The 20,363-nt window shown below is 64.0% G+C and carries 13 protein-coding genes and 1 pseudogene; 11 read left to right on the forward strand and 3 right to left on the reverse strand.

The genetic code is table 11. The features are described from left to right. Positions 1-236 precede the first annotated feature (236 nt). Together BLU67_RS04455 and BLU67_RS04460 are read left to right on the forward strand one after the other, a co-directional pair. Positions 237-1,436 carry an IS110 family RNA-guided transposase gene (locus BLU67_RS04455; RefSeq protein WP_092562778.1) on the forward strand — a complete coding sequence of 400 codons (1,200 nt, stop codon included), beginning with the start codon at positions 237-239 and terminating at the stop codon, positions 1,434-1,436. 44 nt (positions 1,437-1,480) lie between these two features. Further along, a complete protein-coding gene (locus BLU67_RS04460; protein ID WP_222842380.1) occupies positions 1,481-2,485 on the forward strand; it encodes an alpha/beta hydrolase in 1,005 nt (334 codons plus the stop codon). Between the two features lie 92 nt (positions 2,486-2,577). Here BLU67_RS04460 and BLU67_RS04465 read toward each other — a convergent pair whose 3' ends face one another. Continuing rightward, positions 2,578-3,321: a FadR/GntR family transcriptional regulator gene (locus BLU67_RS04465; protein WP_261977029.1), complete on the reverse strand. Its 744-nt coding sequence runs from the start codon at positions 3,319-3,321 to the stop codon at positions 2,578-2,580. 437 nt (positions 3,322-3,758) lie between these two features. Here BLU67_RS04465 and BLU67_RS04470 point away from each other — a divergent pair. Next, positions 3,759-4,373 (forward strand): annotated as a pseudogene (locus BLU67_RS04470) (ABC transporter substrate-binding protein); the annotation flags it as partial. Between the two features lie 74 nt (positions 4,374-4,447). Beyond that, positions 4,448-4,897 (forward strand): N-acetylmannosamine-6-phosphate 2-epimerase, encoded by a 450-nt coding sequence (locus BLU67_RS04475; RefSeq protein ID WP_261977040.1) that lies wholly within the window; start codon positions 4,448-4,450, stop codon positions 4,895-4,897. 144 nt (positions 4,898-5,041) lie between these two features. Here BLU67_RS04475 and BLU67_RS12685 read toward each other — a convergent pair whose 3' ends face one another. Both BLU67_RS12685 and BLU67_RS12540 read right to left on the reverse strand, forming a co-directional pair. Beyond that, positions 5,042-5,437, reverse strand: coding sequence for a hypothetical protein (locus BLU67_RS12685; RefSeq protein ID WP_410002419.1), 396 nt, complete (start codon positions 5,435-5,437; stop codon positions 5,042-5,044). Then, the gene (locus BLU67_RS12540) at positions 5,343-6,941 is read right to left on the reverse strand and encodes a hypothetical protein (RefSeq protein WP_261977030.1); all 1,599 of its coding nucleotides are present in this window, start codon (positions 6,939-6,941) and stop codon (positions 5,343-5,345) included. The genes BLU67_RS12685 and BLU67_RS12540 overlap by 95 nt, the downstream gene beginning before the upstream one ends. 622 nt (positions 6,942-7,563) lie before the next feature. Between BLU67_RS12540 and rplJ the strand changes: the two genes are divergently transcribed. The 7 genes from rplJ (at position 7,564) to fusA (ending at position 20,292) form a co-directional block, all read left to right on the forward strand. Next, complete coding sequence (gene rplJ / locus BLU67_RS04485) at positions 7,564-8,085, forward strand: 50S ribosomal protein L10 (RefSeq protein WP_092562784.1); 522 nt, start codon at positions 7,564-7,566, stop codon at positions 8,083-8,085. 57 nt (positions 8,086-8,142) lie between these two features. Next, positions 8,143-8,538, forward strand: coding sequence for a 50S ribosomal protein L7/L12 (gene rplL / locus BLU67_RS04490; protein WP_092562787.1), 396 nt, complete (start codon positions 8,143-8,145; stop codon positions 8,536-8,538). 905 nt (positions 8,539-9,443) lie between these two features. Continuing rightward, positions 9,444-12,944, forward strand: a complete 3,501-nt coding sequence (gene rpoB, locus BLU67_RS04495; RefSeq protein WP_092562790.1) for a DNA-directed RNA polymerase subunit beta — start codon at positions 9,444-9,446, stop codon at positions 12,942-12,944. An 86-nt stretch (positions 12,945-13,030) separates the two neighbouring features. Then, positions 13,031-16,912, forward strand: a complete 3,882-nt coding sequence (locus tag BLU67_RS04500; protein WP_092562794.1) for a DNA-directed RNA polymerase subunit beta' — start codon at positions 13,031-13,033, stop codon at positions 16,910-16,912. Between the two features lie 373 nt (positions 16,913-17,285). Continuing rightward, positions 17,286-17,660: a 30S ribosomal protein S12 gene (gene rpsL / locus BLU67_RS04505; RefSeq protein ID WP_092562797.1), complete on the forward strand. Its 375-nt coding sequence runs from the start codon at positions 17,286-17,288 to the stop codon at positions 17,658-17,660. Beyond that, the gene (rpsG, locus tag BLU67_RS04510; RefSeq protein ID WP_092562801.1) at positions 17,660-18,130 is read left to right on the forward strand and encodes a 30S ribosomal protein S7; all 471 of its coding nucleotides are present in this window, start codon (positions 17,660-17,662) and stop codon (positions 18,128-18,130) included. The genes rpsL and rpsG overlap by 1 nt, the downstream gene beginning before the upstream one ends. A gap of 44 nt (positions 18,131-18,174) precedes the next feature. Continuing rightward, a complete protein-coding gene (gene fusA / locus BLU67_RS04515; RefSeq protein ID WP_092562804.1) occupies positions 18,175-20,292 on the forward strand; it encodes an elongation factor G in 2,118 nt (705 codons plus the stop codon). Positions 20,293-20,363 lie beyond the last annotated feature (71 nt).

Raw genomic sequence — 20,363 nt, forward strand, 5'->3', positions numbered from 1 at the left:
CCCGTTACATTTATTGGTAGGTCCTCACCAGAGGATCTGGTCGCTGGCCCTGGTATGGCTGTCTTGCCCTGTCATCGATGATCCGGGGGGTGTTGCCGCCAGGGGTCCAGGACGCGCGTTGACTGCTGATAGGGACACGGCCCGACTTCGGTTGAGGTCTCTTCGTAACGTGGGTGCCAGCATCGGGTGTCATGACACCAGCGGCCAGGGATACAAGCAGGACAAGGGAGCCTGTCATGACAACCGAATACGCCATCACACTGGGACTCGACGTCGGGAAGTCCACCCACCACGGATGCGCTCTCACTGCCGACGGGCAACGCGTGTACGACCGCGAGCTGCCCCAAGATGAGACCGCGCTGCGGAAAGTCATCACCAATCTTCAGCAGCACGGTTCGGTGCTCGTCGTCGTTGACCAGCCGAACACGATCGGGGCATTGCCGATCGCTGTCGCTCGCGATCTCGGCGCGGGAGTCGCATACCTACCCGGGCTGGCGATGCGCAAAGCCGCGGACCTGTATCCGGGACGGTCGAAGACCGACGCCAGGGACGCGTTCATCATCGCCGATACCGCCAGGACAATGCCACACACGCTCCGAGCCGTGGACCGCAACTCCGAGGTCTTATCGGCGCTGAAGGTGCTGTCCGGGTTCGACGAGGACCTCGCTCGCGAGTCGACGCGCGCGATCAACCGTCTGCGGTCCCTTCTGGTCCAGATCTACCCATCTTTGGAACGCGTTTTCCCTGGTGTCGTCCTCACCCGGGCGATCGTGTTGGATCTGTTCATCCGTTACCACGGACCCGCCGGACTCAAGGCTGCTGGGAAGGCCGGGGTGAAGCGGTGGGCACGTAACCACAGCAGGAAAGACCCGGGCCCACTCATCGACCAGGTTTTCACGGCACTGTCTGAGCAGACTGTCACGGTGCCCGGTGCAGAAGCTGTCGAGCTCGTCATCCCGAGGGTCGCAGCACAGATCAAAGAGCTCAAGCACCAGCGGGACATCGTTGCCGAAGAGGTCGAGAAGCTGGTCGACGACTTCCCTCTTTCCACGGTCTTGACGTCAATGCCGGGAGTCGGGGTCAAGACCGCAGCGCAGATCCTCCTGGCCGCCGGCGACATGTCCGCGTTCCCAAGCCCAGGACACCTGGCCGCCTACGCCGGGATCGCCCCAGTGACCCGACGGTCCGGGACGTCCATCCGAGGTGAGTTCCCCGCCCGCGCTGGGAACAAGCGGTTGAAGAACGCTTTGTTCCGGTCCGCGTGGGTCGCCTCATGCCACGACCCGCTGTCGAAGGCGTATTACGAGCGGAAGAGAGCCGAGGGCAAGCGCCACAACGCGGCGGTCATGTGCTTGGCGCGTCGCCGACTGAACGTCATGTACGCGATGATGAAAACAGGCACGCTATACGAGCCCCGAATCTCTGCAGCTGCTTGACAACCACCATAGGGACACCCCCCGAACGCACCAAGGAGACTGCCGTGAAGGCCTGGACGATCGCCGCGCTTGCCGCCGCTACGGGCGCCGGAGCATGGTTCGCGCGCCGCCACCGTCAGGTCCAACTGGCCCATCCCAGCCTGCGTCACCGGCTCAACTATCGCGTGCTGCCGGTCAACAACCCGCTCGTCCTTGCCTACTACCAGCACATCGTGCACAAGCCGACTCCCGTCCTGGAGGGCGTCAGCGTCGAGCACCTCCAGATCCCCACCGCGGCCCCGGACGACGACCACCTCGTTGACCTGTATGTCTATACCCCGCAGGCGGGTGTCACGTCCCGCGGCGCGCTGCTGTGGGTCCACGGCGGCGGCCTCATTATGGGCAGCGCCGCCCTCGACCACACGCACTCTTCGCAACTCGCACTCGACCTCGGCATCACCGTCGCCTCCGTCGACTACCGCCTCGCGCCGCACCACCCCTTCCCCGCAGCACTCAACGATTGTTTCGCGGCCCTGGCATGGCTCGCCGATGAGGCCACGAAGGGGCGCTTCGATCCCGCGCGCCTCGTGATCCTTGGCGCATCCGCCGGTGGGGGACTGGCAGCCGCGACGGCCCAACGCGCGCACGACGAGGGGATCGCGCTCGCCCTGCAAGGCCTCATTTACCCGATGCTCGAATCCGGCACGGGGCACACGCCCATGCCTGGCAAGGGCGAATTCTCCTGGACCCCCTCGGCCAACCGCTACGGCTGGCGCAGCTACCTCGGACGCGACGTCACCAATCGCGACGGGCGCCCCTACGCGGTGCCCGCCGAGCGCGAGGACCTGTCTGGCCTAGCGCCGGCGTGGATCGGGGTGGGCGAACTCGATCTGTTCTACGATGAGGACCTGCGCTACGCCGCGCGCCTTCGCGCAGCCGGCGTCCCCGTCGACCTCGTGACCGTGCCGGGCATGTACCACGCCGCCGACGGTCTGCGTCCCGAAGCACCTGCAATGCTCGAATTCCGCGCCGCCATGCTCAGCGCCCTGCGAGGAGCCCTCGCCTCCTAGCGCCGGCGACACACAACCGAGCGCGGCCGCCCGCAGCCACTAGAAGCCGCGCTAAGGGCGCCCGACGGCCTCCGCGGTGTGCGCCTGACCGACTACTCGGTGCGCGCCTCCTGCTCGGCCTCAAAGCGCTCGATATTGCGCTTCAGCGGCGCATAGTGGCTCGCAACCGCGGCCAAATATCCAGCCAAATCGCCTTCCTGCGCCGAACGCAGCATGTCCCCGTGCGAGCGCGCCGTCACCGCAATGTCCTCCGGTGTCGGCACGCCGAGCATCGGCGCCGTCACCGTGTGAATCTTCCAAAACGCCTCCACGAGCTGCATGAGCAGCGTCGAGGCAAGCGGCTCCACCAGGCGCACATGAAAAGCCCGATCCTCGTTGACGAAAATCTCGCCACGGTCAGCCTTCTCAGTCATGTCTTCGACGAGCTCATCGAGCTCCGGGTGCAGCTTGCCACGCATGAGCTCGACGAGGCTCGGGCCGATCGAGACATCGAGGCGGTGGCGCACGTCGACGATCTCTTTCAGGATCTGCAGGCTTGAGCCCTGCTGCGATATCGCGCCGCGAAAGACGATCGAGTCGATCATCGGCTGCAGCGACATCTGGCCGACGAAGGTGCCCGTGCCGTGACGCACCTCCACGATGTCGAGAGCGCTCAGCGTACGGATCGCCTCGCGCACCGAGGATCGGGAGACCTCCAGCATGTCGCACAGTTCGGACTCGGTCGGCAAGGGGTCGCCGGGGCGCAGGCCCTCGCGCAAAATGAGGTCCTTAATGTGCTGCATCGTGGCGTTGTGGAGGAGTCGAGCCGCTCGCGGCTTTGGGGGCGGGTTCGCCATCTGGCTACCTTTCGTGACCGTGGGCGAAAGTGCAGTATATGCGCCTCACACGTCGGCGTGTGAGAGTTCTTGCGCTTGTCTGCTCTTCCACGTACCCCAACTGTACCAGCGTCAGACATCAGACGTCCGATATGTCAGGAGACTCCAATGATGAATCCAACGGGAGGGACGGATCGCCGCAGCTTGCTGAGGCTTGCGGGCACCCTCACTGCTGCGGCCGGCATCGCGGCCACACTCTCAGCCTGCGGCGGCGACAAGGGTGGATCTCCACTACGAGCCCGGCAGCGGGCGGCTCCGGTAACGGTGGCGGCGAAGGCGGCAGCATCAATGCCGGCATTTCCTACGAGCTCGGCACCAACGGCTACGACCCCATGATGACCACCGCGGCACTCACCGTCGCCGCGAACTGGCACACCATGGAGGGCCTGTTCGAAATCATGCCGACGGAAGACCGCACCTGCTACGCGGCTCTGTCTAAGGACTCCGAGCCCGTCAAGGTCGACGAGATCACCTACGAGGTCACGCTGCGCGATGGCGCGAAGTTCCACAACGGTGAGGACGTCACGGCCGAGGACGTCGTCTTCTCCTTCGAGCGCGTGCTCGACCCGGCCAACCAGTCGCTGTATGCCGGCTTCATCCCCTTCCTGGACTCGGTCCAGGCCAAGGACGACAAGACCGTCACGCTGAAGCTGAAGTACCCCTTCTCCCTGGTGAAGGAGCGCCTGGCAAACGTGAAGATTGTCCCCAAGGCTGCAGCCCAGGACAAGGAAGCCTTCGACGCCAACCCCGTCGGCACCGGCCCCTACAAGATGACCGACAACGGCTCCGCCTCGGCCCAGGTCGTCTTCGAGAAGTTCCCCGACTACACCGGTCCCAAGCCGGCCAAGGCCGACAAGATGGTTTGGCAGATCCTGCCCGACGCCTCTACCCGCACCAACGCCATCGAGTCCAAGTCCGTCCAGGCAATCGACTCGGTGCCCTACCTGTCCATCGACCAGGTCAAGGGCTCGGCAAACGTCGAATCCGTCCAGGGCTTCGGGCTGCTGTTCATCATGTTCAACAACGGCGATAACTCGCCCATGAAGGACCAGAAGAACCGCCAGGCCGCGTCTACATCACGCCGTCCATCGCGCACGCCCGCGCCTGCGCCTACGCGGGTGCCTCTATCATCGCGATCGACGCGACGCTGCGGGAGCGCGGCGAGCAGGAAACCTTCGCCGACGCCGTCGTCGCAATCCACGACGAGTTTCCGGGCGTTGCGATCATGGCGGACTGTGCCTCGCTCACCGACGCCAAGGCAGCCGAGGATGCGGGCGCCGACATCATCGGAACGACGCTCGCCGGCTACACCCCCGGCTATGAGTACGCGCGGGAGAAGACCGACGGTCCCGACGTCGACTTCGTCCGCGAGGTCTTCGACGCTGTCTCCGCGCCCGTCGTCGTCGAAGGGCGGCTGCATCGCCCGGAGGACGTCGCCCGCGTTTTCGAGCTTGGCATCCACGCCGCGTGCGTGGGAACGGCCATCACTCACCCGACGACGATCACCCGCTGGTTCGCCGAAGCCGCCGGAAACTAGCGCCCCGTAGCTGCCTCGCGGCGGCTTCGACGAGCGCACCCCAGCGCCAATGAGCGCCGCTAGCAACGGGGAAGCCCCTGCCACCAGGTGGCGGGTATTGGTGACAGGGGCTTCCCCGTTGCTGCGTTGGCGTGCGGGTGTGCGTTAGAAGGGTGGTGGTCCGTTGAGGGCTTCGTCGAAGCGCCAGTCGTTGGCTAGGGTGAAGCCGCGCGGCTGCCCTGCCGCGCTTGTCTGCGTTGCCTCAGGTGTCATCGCGGTATCGGTGTTCGCGGTGGTGGTGAGGGGTTCATCTCCAGGCCGGGGTGGCGCGCCTGGTTTGGGGATGGCACACACGGGCGACGTGAGCCGGGGATGGTAGATCGGTTGTTGGTCGGGGTCGATCCGGCGGGGTGGCCGAGCTGCGGGGATCCCGTTCTGGTCGATGATGATGGTCCAGCTGTTGGGGTCACCGGGTGGTTTCTCGACTCGGGGATGATGCCGTGAACACACGAGTGCCAGGTTGGTGAGGTTGGTGGGGCCGCCACTTTCCCACGAAACAATATGGTGCGCTACGCATCCCTCGGGTGGGTCGGTACACATCGGGAAGACACACCCCCCCGTCCCGGAGGGCTAGGAGTTTCCGTAGCTTCTTGCTAGCGAGCCGGGTTTCTCGTCCCCGGTCTGCTTCGCGTGTGTCCCAGATGTGGCGGGTGCGCTCCGGAAAAGCGAGCAGCGCATCGTCTGCTGACACTGTGTGCGGGGCGGGCGGTGCCGGCGTCAACACCATGGTTTCTGGTTCGGTTGTGCTGGTTGTCGGCTCCGTGGCGCTGGCGCTGGGACGTGAGGTGTCGCCATAGGTGAAGTCATCGTCTGCCATGATGCGGTCGATAAGCGACTCGGCATCATCTTCAAAGGAGTCCGCTTCCGGGCCCTCGATATCGGCTCCATGACTTCCATTGCCACCAGGGTTATTCGGGAGCGGGCTTCCGCCACCACCATTGTTGCCTGACGGGCCGTCCTCACCTGAGGGGTCGTCGTCACCGGAGGGGCCGTCGTCACCGGAGGGGTCGTCGTTGCCGTAGGGGCCGGGGCCGTCGAACGGGTCTTCGTCGTTGAAGGACTCGACGCCGTCGAAGAGATCTTCGGAAGGATCTTGACCTGTCGGGTCCTGGCCGTTGTCGGTGTCGTTTCCGGTGAGGTGGGTGAGGTCGTCTGCCTCGGGTGGGTAGTGCCCGGTCATGGTGGTGAATAGTGCATCCAACAACCGGGTCTTCCGGTCGGCAGCCTTGCGGGTTTTGCTGTGGCGTTGGGCTCTTGCGATGGCTTCGGCTTTCTTCTCCAATGCTGGCATCAAGATGCGCAAGTATTCGGCGGGGATGTGGGCGAACAGGTTCGCCCCAAACTCACCGTCTTGGATCAGCGTGATCGCGAGCCCCCGCTCATCAAAGGACTGCTTGCGTCGTTTCGCGGTCGCGGCATTGTTGGCCTTACGTAGCGCTTCATCCAACATTTCGAGGGTGGTGCGGCATTTCTTACGGAACTCACCCGGTACCGGAGTCTCCGCCTCTTCCAACAATGCTGCTTCCACGTGCGGGAACTCGGTCTCGCTGTAGTGGGGCCGCATCTTCTCCAGCGTTTTGACCGCGGTATGCAGGTTGTCTTGGGAGATGCGGGATGCTGCGGCGGCTTTCAACACGTTCGGGAACTCAGCCTGAGAACGGGCGGTACGGATCTCGCTGGTGGCAGCATTCTTCGGGATGCGGCGTTCTTCAGCGATGACGTCTGCCATGGATAAGCCATCGATCTCGGCAGCACCCGCCCGGTCGGCTGCAGCAATAATCTGCGTGCGCAGCGTCGATACCGCATTAAATGCGCGTTCGATGTTGCGGGCCGCAATCAACTTATGCAGCGCCTCAGGCAGATCAACACCGTTCTCCACCGCCGCCGCAAGGATCCCAATCCCGAGATTCAATAGGTCTTCCGACACGACAGGCGCAGTACCTGCGGCCGGGTGGCTGGTGGGCACATCAAGACCAGCCGCCTCGAACAACGACGTGAGTTCCATAATGCGCCTCCCTCCAGCCAAACAGTGGGCGGATGATCTGTGCCTGCTGCGAGTGCTGCAAGCGACTGACCACGATCAAACCAACACGTCAACACCCAAAAACCTTGGACCCCCGAAAACCCGGATGCGCAGAGCGTCGGGAGGCGGAGTGTGGAGAACGACGGCCAGGCGAACAAGCCCTCACCACAGGGCCATGTGGTCAGCAGTCCGCAACAATTGCGTCCTCGCGCGCGTACGCGCAGGCGCGCGCAAGTGGGTACGCGCGCAAAACGATGGGCGTACGAGAGCGTGCGTGCACCCGTAGCGGTCGGGGGAGTGAGGGGCATAGCCCGTCGTGATGAGCGAACAGAACTTCGTGAGATGATGGCCTTGTGCGAGGTGGTCGATGTCACCCGTAGATGCGCGCCGGGTTACTTTACGTTTCGTCGCTCGCCTTGCTAGTGTTGTCGTTGCCGAAGACCGCCGGTCTTCCCGTCAGGGAAGCGAAGTCCGCAAGGAGCCCGCGTAGGTGGAAAGAGATACAGAGTTTTCTGTCGCCCTGTCCGCTTATGCGTGCAGGGTTTTTATTTTGCCCTCCTCGCTGCTTTGAGAAAGATCTGCGGCACCGATCGAAAGGAGGGCCATGGCGAGGCCTGATAAGGCAGCTGCCGTTGCCGAGATGGTGGAACTTTTCCGCTCCTCCAATGCGGTTGTGCTGACCGAGTACCGCGGACTGAAAGTGGAGCAGCTGAAAGAGCTGCGCCGTTCGCTTCGCGAGCACGCAACCTACGCCGTGGCGAAGAATACTCTCGCAGCCATCGCTGCCAAGGAAGCGGACATCGAAGGACTCGACGAGTACTTCGCTGGCCCGACCGCGGTGGCATTCGTATCCGGCGAGGTTCCGGATGCGGCCAAGGCGCTGCGTGATTTCGCCAAGGCGAACCCTCTGCTCGTGATCAAGGGCGCCTACATGGACGGCAAGGTTCTGCCGGCCGAAGAGGTTTCCAAGCTCGCTGATCTCGAGTCCCGCGACGTCCTGCTGGCCAAGGCGGCTGGTGTCCTCAAGGCCACCATGTTCCAGGCTGCTTACGTCTTCAACGCACCCCTGTCCAAGGCGGTTCGTACTGTCGATGCCCTGCGCGACAAGCAGGCAGCCGACGCTTAAGTCGGCAATAACAACCCCCTGCTCGCGTAGCAGAAACTCTAAGGAAGGAAAGCCCCCATGGCTAAGCTCACCAACGAAGAGCTGCTCGATGCTTTCAAGGAAATGACCCTCATCGAGCTGTCCGAATTCGTCAAGCTGTTCGAGGAGACCTTCGAGGTCACCGCTGCTGCTCCGGTTGCCGCTGTGGCTGCCGGTGGCGCCCAGGCTGCTGGCGGCGACGCCGGCGCTGGCGAGGAAGAGAAGGATGAGTTCGACGTCATCCTCGAATCCGTCGGTGACAAGAAGATCCAGGTCATCAAGGCTGTTCGTGGCCTGACCTCCCTCGGCCTGAAGGAAGCCAAGGACCTCGTGGACTCCGCTCCGAAGCCGGTCCTGGAAGGCGCCAAGAAGGAAGACGCCGACAAGGCCAAGGAAGAGCTCGAGGCTGCCGGCGCGACCGTCACTCTCAAGTAACTCCTTGCAGGCGCTAGCCTGCTGAAGCGAGACGCTTACTCAAAGACCCGCTCATCCCTCGGGGTGAGCGGGTCTTTTGGTTTCCGCGGGCGTCGTGAGATCGCTCGCAGCGAGCAGGAAAACGTGGTCAAGGTATGGGGATCATCGAGGGTATGTACTAGATTGATCGCGTGAAGAAGTCTTCCTAGCTCCGCGCCGCAGTCCTAGCGATCTCGGTTTCCACCGTTGGTGAACTGGCAGCCTGCACCGATTCGGAATCAACGCAGTCGCCGACGAGCGCGTCGGCCGAGTCGGACAAGCTTTTCGAGCAGACCTACCAGAAGCCCACGAAGGGCGGGGTAGAGGAGTACCTGTCGAAGAACCCCAAGATGTGGCTCTCACTTGTTCCGTCGGAGCCTTACCCCACCTTCGTCTCCTCGGTGGTCAACGGGGAAGATCTCACGGTGGACGTCAAGGTCAAGGACAACGAGGAAGTTGTCATTGTGCCGGTGTGCGCCGAGGAGGACTCGAAGTTCACCCTGCTGGTCAACGGTAAGGAACAGGGCGAGGGCCGTGCGGTTCGCCGAGGTCGTCCTACCGGTTCCGGCCGGATGCCGGTAATGCGAAGCTTGAGTTCAAGTTCTCCAACGAGACGCCGTTCGACGTGGCGATCTACACGCGCGAGCTGCCTAAGAAGTAGCTCGGGGGCGCCGGGCGGGCGGTAGTGTACCGCACGTGAGCAAGGCCATGAGGTCGACATCTAGACACGCGCGTAATTTGGCCCTAATGTAGAGAGTTGCGCTTATCGTGTCCGAGGTGGACTGTGGTCCGGCATCCGTTTCCGCGCGCAGGATGTGGTTGGAACAGTACCAGGTAGGGGCCGATGACGCGCCAGTGCGCATGAGAACCGTAGGGAAGGACACCCTTTGGCTGCCTCGAGCACCCCATCGGCTGACGCCATTAAGAATCGTACGGCTTCGCGCCGTCAGTCATTCGCAAAAATCCACGAACCGCTGCAGGCCCCCGATCTTCTCGGGTTGCAGACCGAGAGCTTTGACTGGCTCCTCGGCTCGGAGGCTTGGCGGGAGCGGGTAGCTGCCGCAAAGAAGAGCGGCGACCGTCAGATCCCCGAGACCTCCGGCCTGGAGGAGATCTTCGCTGAGATCTCTCCGATCGAGGACCTCGGCCAGACCATGGAGCTGACGTTCAAGGAGCATCATTTCTACGAGCCGAAGTACACGGTCGAGGAGTGCCGCGAAAAGTCCAAGACGTATGCGGCTCCGCTGTACGTCGTGGCCGAATTCATCAACCACGCCACCGACGAGATCAAGTCCCAGACGGTCTTCATGGGCGACTTCCCGCTCATGACCGACAAGGGCACCTTCATCATTAACGGCACCGAGCGTGTCGTCGTCTCCCAGCTTGTCCGCTCGCCGGGCGTCTACTTCGAGCGCAGCGAGGACCGCACCTCCGGCCGCGATATCTTCACCGCGAAGATCATCCCGTCGCGCGGCGCGTGGCTGGAATTCGAGATCGACAAGCGCGACGCCGTCGGCGTTCGTATCGATCGCAAGCGCAAGCAGTCCGTCACCCACTTCCTGCGGGCCCTTGGCATGACGACCGAGGAGATTCGCGAGGAGTTCGCGAACTACCCCGTCGTACTAGAAACCCTGGAAAAGGACACCGTCACGACGCAGGACGAAGCGCTCGTTGACATCTACCGCAAGATTCGTCCCGGTGAGCCGCCGAGCGCGGACGCGGGCCGTAACCTGCTGAACAACTTCTACTTCACGGGCAAGCGCTACGACCTGGCGAAGGTCGGCCGCTACAAGGTCAACAAGAAGCTTGGCCTGGACGCGGATCTGTCCGAGTCTGTCATGCGCGTGGAAGACGTCGTCGCGACGATCAAGTACCTTGCTGCGCTGCACGCCGGCCATGAAACGATGCCGGGCGTCAAGAAGGGCAAGGAGATCGAGGTTCGCGTCGAGACCGACGACATCGATCACTTCGGCAACCGCCGCATCCGCGCCGTCGGCGAGCTCATCCAGAACCAGGTCCGCACGGGCCTGGCTCGCATGGAGCGCGTCGTGCGCGAGCGCATGACGACGCAGGACGTCGAGGCGATTACCCCGCAGACGCTCATCAACATCCGCCCGGTGACGGCCGCGATCAAGGAGTTCTTCGGAACCTCGCAGCTCTCGCAGTTCATGGATCAGAACAACCCGCTCGCGGGCCTGACCCACAAGCGTCGCCTCTCGGCGCTCGGCCCGGGTGGCCTCTCGCGTGATCGCGCCGGCATGGAAGTGCGCGACGTGCACCCCTCCCACTACGGCCGCATGTGCCCGATCGAGACGCCGGAAGGCCCGAACATTGGTCTGATCGGTTCGCTCGCGACGTTCGCGCGCATCGATCCGTTCGGCTTCGTTGAGACCCCCTACCGCAAGGTCGAGGGCGGCAAGGTCACCGATAAGGTCGTCTACCTGACGGCCGACGACGAGGATCGTCACATCATCGCGCAGGCCAACGCCAAGCTCACCGACGATGGCCGCTTCGAAGAGGATCACGTGCTGTGCCGCGTCTCCGGTGGCGAGCCGATCCTCGCGCCGATCGAGCAGGTCGACTACATGGACGTCTCCGCGCGTCAGATGGTCTCCGTTGCAACCGCGATGATCCCCTTCCTGGAGCACGACAACGCTAACCGCGCCCTCATGGGTGCGAACATGCAGCGTCAGGCCGTGCCGCTGGTCCGCCCGGTCGCCCCGCTCGTGGGTACCGGTATGGAGCGCCGCGCTGCCGTCGACGCCGGTGATGTTCTCATCGCCGACGCGCCCGGCGTCGTCACCGAGGTTTCGGCCGATTCCGTCTACGTTGCGGAAGATTCCGGCAAGACCCGCGTCTACCGCGTGACGAAGTTTGCGCGCTCGAACCAGGGCAACGCCTACAACCAGCGCGTCGTCGTCTCTGAAGGCGATCGCCTGGAGGCGGGCTCGGTCATCGCTGATGGTCCGGCCACCGACGAGGGCGAGCTCTCGCTCGGCCAGAACCTGCTCGTGGCATTCATGAGCTGGGAAGGCTACAACTACGAGGACGCGATCATCCTGTCCCAGCGCGTCGTCTCCGATGACCTCCTGACCTCGATCCACATTGAGGAATACGAGGCCGAGGCGCGCGATTCGAAGCTGGGTCCGGAAGAGATCACGCGCGATCTGCCCAACGTCTCCGAAGACATGCTGGCCAACCTCGACGAGCGCGGCATCATCCGCATCGGCGCCGAGGTTTCCTCCGGCGATATCCTCGTCGGCAAGGTTACGCCCAAGGGCGAAACCGAGCTCACGAGCGAAGAGCGCCTGCTGCGCGCGATCTTCGGCGAAAAGGCTCGCGAAGTACGCGACACCTCCACCCGCGTGCCGCACGGCGAGTCGGGCATCGTCATCGGTGTGCGTGAGTTCAACGTCGAAAACGGCGATGATCTCGGCCCCGAGGTGACGCAGAAGGTCGTCGTCTACATCGCTCAGCGCCGCAAGATCACCGACGGTGACAAGCTCGCTGGCCGCCACGGCAACAAGGGCGTCATCTCCAAGATCCTGCCCGTCGAGGACATGCCGTTCATGGAGGATGGCACGCCCGTCGACATCATCTTGAACCCGCTCGGTGTGCCCGGCCGTATGAACCTCGGTCAGGTCATGGAGTTGCACCTCGGATGGGTCGCCGCTAACGGCTGGGACATCACCGGGCTGAAGCAGGCCGGCGAAGAATGGGTCAACTCGCTTCCGGAAGAAGCGCTGACGGGTGAGCCCGGCTCGCTCGTGGCCTCCCCGGTCTTCGACGGTATCCAGCGCCCCGAGCTCGAAGGGCTGCTCGCCAATGTCTACCCGAACCGCGACGGCGAACGCCTCGTGAACACGGATGGCAAGGCGCGCCTGTTCGATGGCCGTTCGGGCGAACCGTTCCCGGATCCGATCGCCGTCGGCTACATGTACATCCTGAAGCTGCATCACCTCGTCGACGACAAGATCCACGCGCGCGCCACCGGCCCGTACTCGATGATCACCCAGCAGCCGCTCGGCGGTAAGGCCCAGTTTGGCGGCCAGCGCTTCGGTGAGATGGAAGTGTGGGCCCTGGAGGCCTACGGCGCCGCTTACGCGCTGCAGGAGCTGCTGACGATTAAGTCTGATGACGTCACCGGTCGTGTGAAGGTCTACGAGGCGATAGTCAAGGGCGATAACATCCCCGAGCCCGGTATGCCGGAGTCCTTCCGCGTTCTCATCAAGGAAATGCGTTCCCTGTGCCTGAACGTGGAAGCGCTCGACGTCGATGGTAATGCCATCGAACTGCGCGAAACCGAAGACGACGACTTGCGCGCGACGGAGGAGCTGGGTATTGACCTCGGCCGCCGTCCCGATGGCGCGAGCTTCGACTCTCTGTAATAGGGCCGGCGCTGCCCGCCACGGCGGGCGGCGCGGTCACACCTTCGACACGGCTCTTATTAGAAATTTTGAGGAAGTAGGAAATCTTGCTCGACGTCAATGTCTTCGACTCGATCCACATTGGCCTCGCCACCGCCGACGACGTTCGTTCGTGGTCGCATGGCGAAGTGAAAAAGCCCGAAACCATTAACTACCGCACGCTCAAGCCGGAAAAGGACGGCCTGTTCTGCGAGAAGATCTTCGGTCCGACGCGCGACTGGGAATGTAACTGCGGTAAGTACAAGCGCGTCCGCTTCAAGGGCATCATCTGTGAGCGTTGTGGCGTGGAAATCACCCGCTCCAACGTTCGTCGTGAGCGCATGGCCCACATTGAGCTGGCGACTCCCGTCACCCACATCTGGTACTTCAAGGGCGTGCCCTCGCGCCTCGGCTACCTGCTGGACCTCGCGCCGAAGGACCTGGAAAAGGTCATCTACTTCGCCGCGTACATGGTCACGAAGGTCGACGAGGAGGGGCGCCACCAGGACCTGCCGGACCTGGAGGCCGAGATCTCGGTCGAGCGCAAGCAGATTGAGCAGCAGCGCGACGCGGACGTCGAGTACCGCCTGCGCAAGCTGGAAACCGATCTCGCCGCGCTCGAAGAGGCCGGCGCCAAGGCCGCGGACCTGGAAAAGGCTCGCAAGGGCGCTGACCGCGAGGTCAACAACCTGCGCCGCAACGCGGACAAGGAGCTCGATCGCCTCGAGCAGGTCTGGGACCGCTTCAAGAACCTGAAGGTCGGCGACCTGGAGGGCGATGAGTCGCTCTACCGCGAGATGCGTGCCCGCTACGGCATGTACTTCGAGGGCTCCAAGGGCGCTGCCGCGATCCAGGAGCGCCTGCGCAACTTCGACCTGAAGGGCGAAGCCGAGTCGCTGAAGGAAATCGCCGAGTCGGCCACCGGCCAGCGTCGCATCCGCGCGCTCAAGCGCCTGAAGGTCGTCAACGCATTCCTCACCACGGGCAACTCGCCCGAGGGCATGGTCCTGGACTGCGTCCCGGTCATCCCGCCGGATCTGCGCCCGATGGTTCAGCTCGACGGTGGCCGCTTCGCCACCTCGGACCTGAACGATCTCTACCGTCGCGTCATCAACCGCAACAACCGCCTCAAGCGACTGCTGGACCTGAACGCGCCGGAAATCATCGTCGACAACGAAAAGCGCATGTTGCAGGAAGCCGTCGACGCGCTGTTCGACAACGGCCGCCGCGGCCGCCCCGTCACCGGACCGGGCAACCGTGCGCTGAAGTCGATCTCCGACATGCTCAAGGGCAAGCAGGGCCGCTTCCGCGGCAACCTGCTCGGTAAGCGCGTGGACTACTCGGGCCGCTCCGTGATCGTCGTCGGCCCGACGCTGAAGCTGCATCAGTGCGGCCTGCCCAAGGCCATGGCCCTGGAACTGTTCAAGCCGTTCGTCATGAAACGCCTGGTGGACCTGCAGCACGCGCAGAACATCAAGGCCGCCAAGCGCATGGTCGAGCGCCAGCGCCCGCAGGTGTGGGATGTCCTGGAAGAGGTCATCCGCGAGCACCCCGTGCTGCTCAACCGCGCGCCCACGCTGCACCGCCTCGGCATTCAGGCCTTCGAGCCGCAGCTCGTGGAGGGTAAGGCCATTCAGCTGCACCCGCTCGTGTGTGGCGCCTTCAACGCCGACTTCGACGGTGACCAGATGGCGGTCCACCTGCCGCTGAGCCCCGAGGCGCAGGCCGAGGCCCGCATCCTCATGCTCTCGACGAACAACATCCTGAAGCCCTCGGACGGTCGCCCCGTGACCATGCCGTCGCAGGACATGATCATCGGGCTCTACCACCTGACGAACCTGCACGACGACGCCGTGGGCGCCGGCCGCGCCTTCGCTTCGCCGTCGGAGGCCATCATGGCGTTCGATGCGGGCGAGCTCGGCCTGGACGCGAAGGTGAAGATCCGCTTCACCTCCATCGTGCCCGGCCCCGACGTCGAGCTGCCCGAGGATTACGCCGCGGGCGAGCCCGTCGTCGTGGAAACGACGCTGGGCCGCACGATGTTCAACGAGGCGCTGCCCGTGGACTACCCGTTCGTCAACAAGATCGTGGACAAGAAGGTGCTCTCGGGCATCGTCAACGATCTGGCCGAGCGCTACCCGAAGGTCGAGGTTGCCGAGTCGCTGGATGCCCTGAAGGCCGCCGGCTACTACTGGGCCACCCGCTCCGGCACGACGATCGCGATTTCCGACGTCGTCGCGCCGCCGCAGAAGGCCGAGATCCTCGAGCGCTACGAAAAGATGGCCGAGGAGATCGAAGAGTCCTTCCAGCAGGGCTTCCTGCACGACGCGGAACGTCGCGAGGAACTCATCAAGGTCTGGACGGAGGCGACCGATAAGGTAGCCGACGCGATGCGTGAAAACGTGCCCGAGTCCAACACCGTGAACCGGATGGTGACCTCCGGCGCTCGCGGTAACTGGATGCAGGTGCGTCAGATCGCCGGTATGCGTGGCCTCGTGGCCTCCCCGCGCGGCGAGATTATCCCGCGTCCGATTAAGTCGAACTACCTCGAGGGCCTGTCCGTCCTGGAGTACTTCATCGAGACGCACGGCGCGCGTAAGGGTAACGCCGATACCGCGCTGCGTACCGCCGACTCCGGCTACCTCACGCGTCGCCTCGTCGACGTCTCCCAGGACGTCATCGTGCGCGAGCACGACTGTGGCACCCGCGCCGGCCTCACGCTGCCGATCGCCGAGGTGCGCGAGGATGGCACGACGGCCCGCGCGGATCGCGTCGAGACCTCCGTCTACGCCCGCACCCTGGCCGCCGACGTCACCGACGCCGATGGCAAGGTGCTTGCCGCCGCCGGTGAGGATGTGGGCGACGTCATCATCGATCGCCTCGTGGCCGCCGGCATCACCGAGGTAAAGGTGCGCTCCGTGCTCACCTGCACCTCGCGCGTGGGCACCTGTGCGCTGTGCTACGGCCGCTCGCTGGCCTCCGGCAAGCTCGTCGATATCGGCGAAGCCGTCGGCATCATCTCGGCGCAGTCGATCGGTGAGCCCGGCACCCAGCTGACGATGCGTACCTTCCACACCGGTGGCGCCGCCTCCGCGGAAGACATCACGCAGGGTCTGCCGCGTGTCCAGGAGCTGTTCGAGGCCCGCACCCCCAAGGGTGAGGCCCCGATCTCCGAGGCCGCCGGCACCGTCAAGATCGAGGACCGCGACCGCGAACGGGTCATCGTTGTCACCCGCGACGACGGGGGAGAGGATCTGGAATACCCGATCGCCTCCCGCGCCAAGCTCATGGTGGAAGACGGCGGCCGCGTCGAGGTCGGTCAGCAGCTCGTGCACGGCGTCATCGACCCGAAGAACGTGCTGCGCGTCAAGGGCCCGCGGGCCGTGCAAAAGCACCTGGTGGACGAGGTCCAGGAGACCTACCGCTCCCAGGGCGTGGACATCCACGACAAGCACATCGAGGTCATCGTGCGCCAGATGCTGCGCCGCGTGACCGTGCTCGACGCCGGGGATACGAACCTGCTGCAGGGCGACCTCGTCGAGCAGGCCCGCTTCACCGACGAGAACCGCCGCGTCGTCGCCGAAGGTGGCCAGCCCGCCTCGGCACGTCCGGAGCTCATGGGTATCACCAAGGCCTCGCTCGCCACGGAATCCTGGCTCTCGGCCGCCTCCTTCCAGGAGACGACGAAGGTCCTGACCGAAGCGGCGATGTCCGGCAAGTCGGACCCGCTGCTCGGCCTGAAGGAAAACGTCATCATCGGTAAGCTCATCCCCGCCGGTACCGGCCTTGGCCGCTACCACAACGTGGATGTCGAGCCCACCGAGGAAGCCAAGGCGGAGGCGTTCAGCCGCCTCGGCCTGTCCGAGATCGACTTCGCGCCGGTATCGCGCGAACCGCTCAACCTGGACGATCTAGACTTCGGCGACGACTTCGACGTCGACTTCTCCTAGATCATCCGCGCTCGTGGCCGGTATCTTCGAACTGAGATACCGGCCACAGCCGTGCCCGCCCTCACCGCGCACCTGCGCGTCGCCTATGCTTCGAACTGAGATACCGGCCACAGCCGTGCCCGCCGCCCAAACCTTCAAGGTGGCCGATACCACGCGGATTCACGTCGGCGCCCCTTTGACTCACGGATAAAGATCGCGCTAACCTGGTCGCTGGTGCCCGCACGCCGGGCCCTCGTGTGTGCTCCCCGCGATAAGCGGATTTCGAGCCAGATCGGGGCAAGCGGCGCGAGCCTGATTCGTTATCCGAATCCGCGCCGGCCGTAAGGCGGGCAAGAAACCAATTCAACTGTTAGAACTTCGAGACGGAGAAGTAGTGCCCACGATTCAGCAGCTGGTCCGCAAGGGCCGCAGCGTCAAGGCCGGGACCTCCAAGACGCCGGCCCTCAAGGGGAGCCCGCAGCGCCGTGGGGTGTGCACCCGTGTGTACACCACCACGCCCAAGAAGCCGAACTCGGCGCTGCGCAAGGTTGCTCGTGTGCGTCTTTCTAGTGGCATTGAGGTCACCGCATACATTCCAGGTGTCGGCCACAACCTGCAGGAACACTCCATCGTGCTCGTGCGCGGTGGCCGTGTGAAGGACCTTCCCGGTGTCCGTTACAAGATCGTGCGCGGCGCCCTTGATACCCAGGGTGTGCGCGATCGTCAGCAGGCTCGTTCCCGCTACGGCGCCAAGAAGGAGAAGAAGTAATGCCTCGTAAGGGTCCCGCGCCTAAGCGCCCCCTCGTTTCCGATCCGGTCTACGGCTCGCCGATTGTCTCCCAGCTCGTGAACTCGGTGCTGCTGGATGGAAAGAAGTCGACGGCCGAGCGCATCGTCTACGGCGCGCTGGAAGGCGTCCGTGAAAAGACGGACTCCGAGCCGACCGCCGTGCTCAAGCGCGCTCTGGACAACATCCGCCCGCAGCTGGAGGTTCGCTCCCGCCGCGTCGGTGGCGCCACCTACCAGGTGCCCGTCGAGGTCCGCTCCCTGCGTGCGACGACCCTCGCGATGCGCTGGCTCGTGGAATTCTCCCGGCAGCGCCGCGAGAACACGATGACCGAGCGCCTCATGAACGAAATTCTGGACGCCTCCAATGGCCTGGGTGCCGCGGTTAAGCGCCGCGAGGACATGCACCGCATGGCCGAAGCCAACAAGGCGTTCGCCCACTACCGCTGGTAAGCACCAGCTGGCTTGTGTCCGAACTTTAGGAAGAGAGACCACACGTGGCACTCGACGTGCTGACCGACCTGACCAAGGTCCGCAACATCGGCATCATGGCGCACATTGACGCCGGCAAGACCACCACCACCGAGCGCATCCTGTTCTACACGGGCATCAACTACAAGATTGGTGAAACCCACGATGGTGCGTCCACGATGGACTGGATGGAGCAGGAGCAGGAGCGCGGCATCACGATTACCTCGGCTGCCACCACCTGTTACTGGAAAGACCACCAGATCAACATCATCGACACCCCGGGACACGTCGACTTCACGGTCGAGGTAGAGCGCTCACTGCGCGTCCTGGACGGTGCCGTTGCCGTCTTCGACGGCAAGGAAGGTGTGGAGCCGCAGTCCGAGACCGTGTGGCGCCAGGCCGACAAGTACAACGTGCCGCGCCTGTGCTTCATCAACAAGATGGACAAGCTCGGTGCCGACTTCTACTACTCGGTGCAGACGATCAAGGATCGCCTGAAGGCGACCCCGCTCGTCATGCAGATCCCGATCGGAGCCGAGTCGGACTTCCAGGGCGTTGTCGACCTGGTGGAGATGAAGGCGCTGTACTTCCCGGAGAAGGACGCCGACGGCAATGACTCGTTCGGCACCGTCATCGACGAGCGCGAGATCCCCGCGGAGCTTCAGGCCAAGGCCGAAGAGATGCGCGCCGAGCTTGTCGAGACCGTTGCTGAGGCCGACGAAGAGCTCATGGAGAAGTTCTTCGAAGACGGCGAACTCTCGATCGACGAGATCCGTCGCGGCGTGCGCGCCCTGACGATCGCCGGCGATGCCTACCCGGTCTTCTGCGGTACCGCCTTCAAGAACAAGGGCGTGCAGCCCGTGCTCGACGCGGTCCTGTACTACCTGCCCTCCCCGCTGGAAGTTCCGGCGATCCAGGGTCACAAGCCCGGCGATGAAGACGTCACGATGGAGCGTAAGCCCAGCGAAGATGAGCCCTTCTCGGCGCTCGCCTTCAAGGTTGCCGCGCACCCGTTCTTCGGCAAGCTGACCTACGTGCGCGTCTACTCGGGCATTGCCCAGCAGGGCGCCCAGGTGCTCAACTCCACCAAGGGCAAGCGCGAGCGCGTCGGCAAGCTCTTCCAGATGCACTCCAACAAGGAAAACCCTGTTGAAGAGGCGCACGCTGGCCACATTTACGCCTTCATTGGTCTGAAGGACACCACGACGGGCGACACGCTGTGCGCCCAGGATGCCCCGATCATCCTCGAGTCGATGACCTTCCCGGAGCCCGTGATCCACGTGGCGATCGAGCCCAAGACCAAGGGTGACCAGGAGAAGCTCGGCACGGCGATTCAGAAGCTGGCCGAAGAGGACCCGACCTTCACCGTCCGACTGGATGATGAGACCGGCCAGACCGTCATCGGCGGTATGGGCGAGCTCCACCTCGACGTCCTCGTTGACCGCATGCGTCGCGAGTTCAAGGTTGAGGCCAATGTCGGTAAGCCCCAGGTGGCCTACCGCGAAACCATCCGCCGCCCGGTGGAGAAGGTGGAATACACCCACAAGAAGCAGACCGGTGGCTCCGGGCAGTTCGCGAAGGTGCAGGTCACCTTCGAGCCGCTCGATACGGCCGAGGGCGAAACCTACGAGTTCGCCAACGCCGTCACCGGTGGCCGCGTCCCGCGTGAATACATCCCGTCGGTGGACGCTGGCATCCAGGACGCCATGCAGCTCGGCATCCTCGCCGGATACCCGCTCGTGGGTATCAAGGCGACGCTGATCGATGGCGCCTACCACGATGTCGACTCCTCGGAGATGGCATTCAAGATCGCTGGTTCCATGGTGCTGAAGGAAGGCGCTCGCCGCGCCGACCCGGTGCTCCTGGAGCCGATGATGGCCGTCGAGGTGCGTACGCCTGAGGAATACATGGGCGACGTCATCGGCGACCTCAACTCCCGTCGTGGAATGATCCAGTCGATGGAGGACGCGACCGGCGTCAAGGTCGTTCGCGCCCTGGTGCCGCTGTCGAGCATGTTCGGGTACGTTGGTGATCTGCGTTCAAAGACGCAGGGCCGCGCGGTGTACTCGATGCAGTTCGATAGCTACGCCGAGGTTCCTCGGAACGTTGCCGAGGAAATCATTCAAAAGACCCGGGGCGAGTAGTCCCACCGGTCAACCGGAAGAAAAACAACCGACCAGTAGGACCTCTCCCCGCCAGCAGGTACACTGAAAAC

Origin of the sequence: Bowdeniella nasicola (genome assembly GCF_900107735.1) — a bacterium.
GTDB classification, from domain to species: domain Bacteria; phylum Actinomycetota; class Actinomycetes; order Actinomycetales; family Actinomycetaceae; genus Bowdeniella; species Bowdeniella massiliensis.

Bases quoted from the DNA above. Each gene is read 5' to 3' on its own strand.
- rplJ (WP_092562784.1), top strand. From the start codon at position 7,564: ATGGCGAGGCCTGATAAGGCAGCTGCCGTTGCCGAGATGGTGGAACTT.
- rplL (WP_092562787.1), top strand. From the start codon at position 8,143: ATGGCTAAGCTCACCAACGAAGAGCTGCTCGATGCTTTCAAGGAAATG.
- BLU67_RS12540 (WP_261977030.1), bottom strand. From the start codon at position 6,941: ATGGAACTCACGTCGTTGTTCGAGGCGGCTGGTCTTGATGTGCCCACC.
- BLU67_RS04465 (WP_261977029.1), bottom strand. From the start codon at position 3,321: ATGGCGAACCCGCCCCCAAAGCCGCGAGCGGCTCGACTCCTCCACAAC.
- rpsG (WP_092562801.1), top strand. From the start codon at position 17,660: ATGCCTCGTAAGGGTCCCGCGCCTAAGCGCCCCCTCGTTTCCGATCCG.
- BLU67_RS04455 (WP_092562778.1), top strand. From the start codon at position 237: ATGACAACCGAATACGCCATCACACTGGGACTCGACGTCGGGAAGTCC.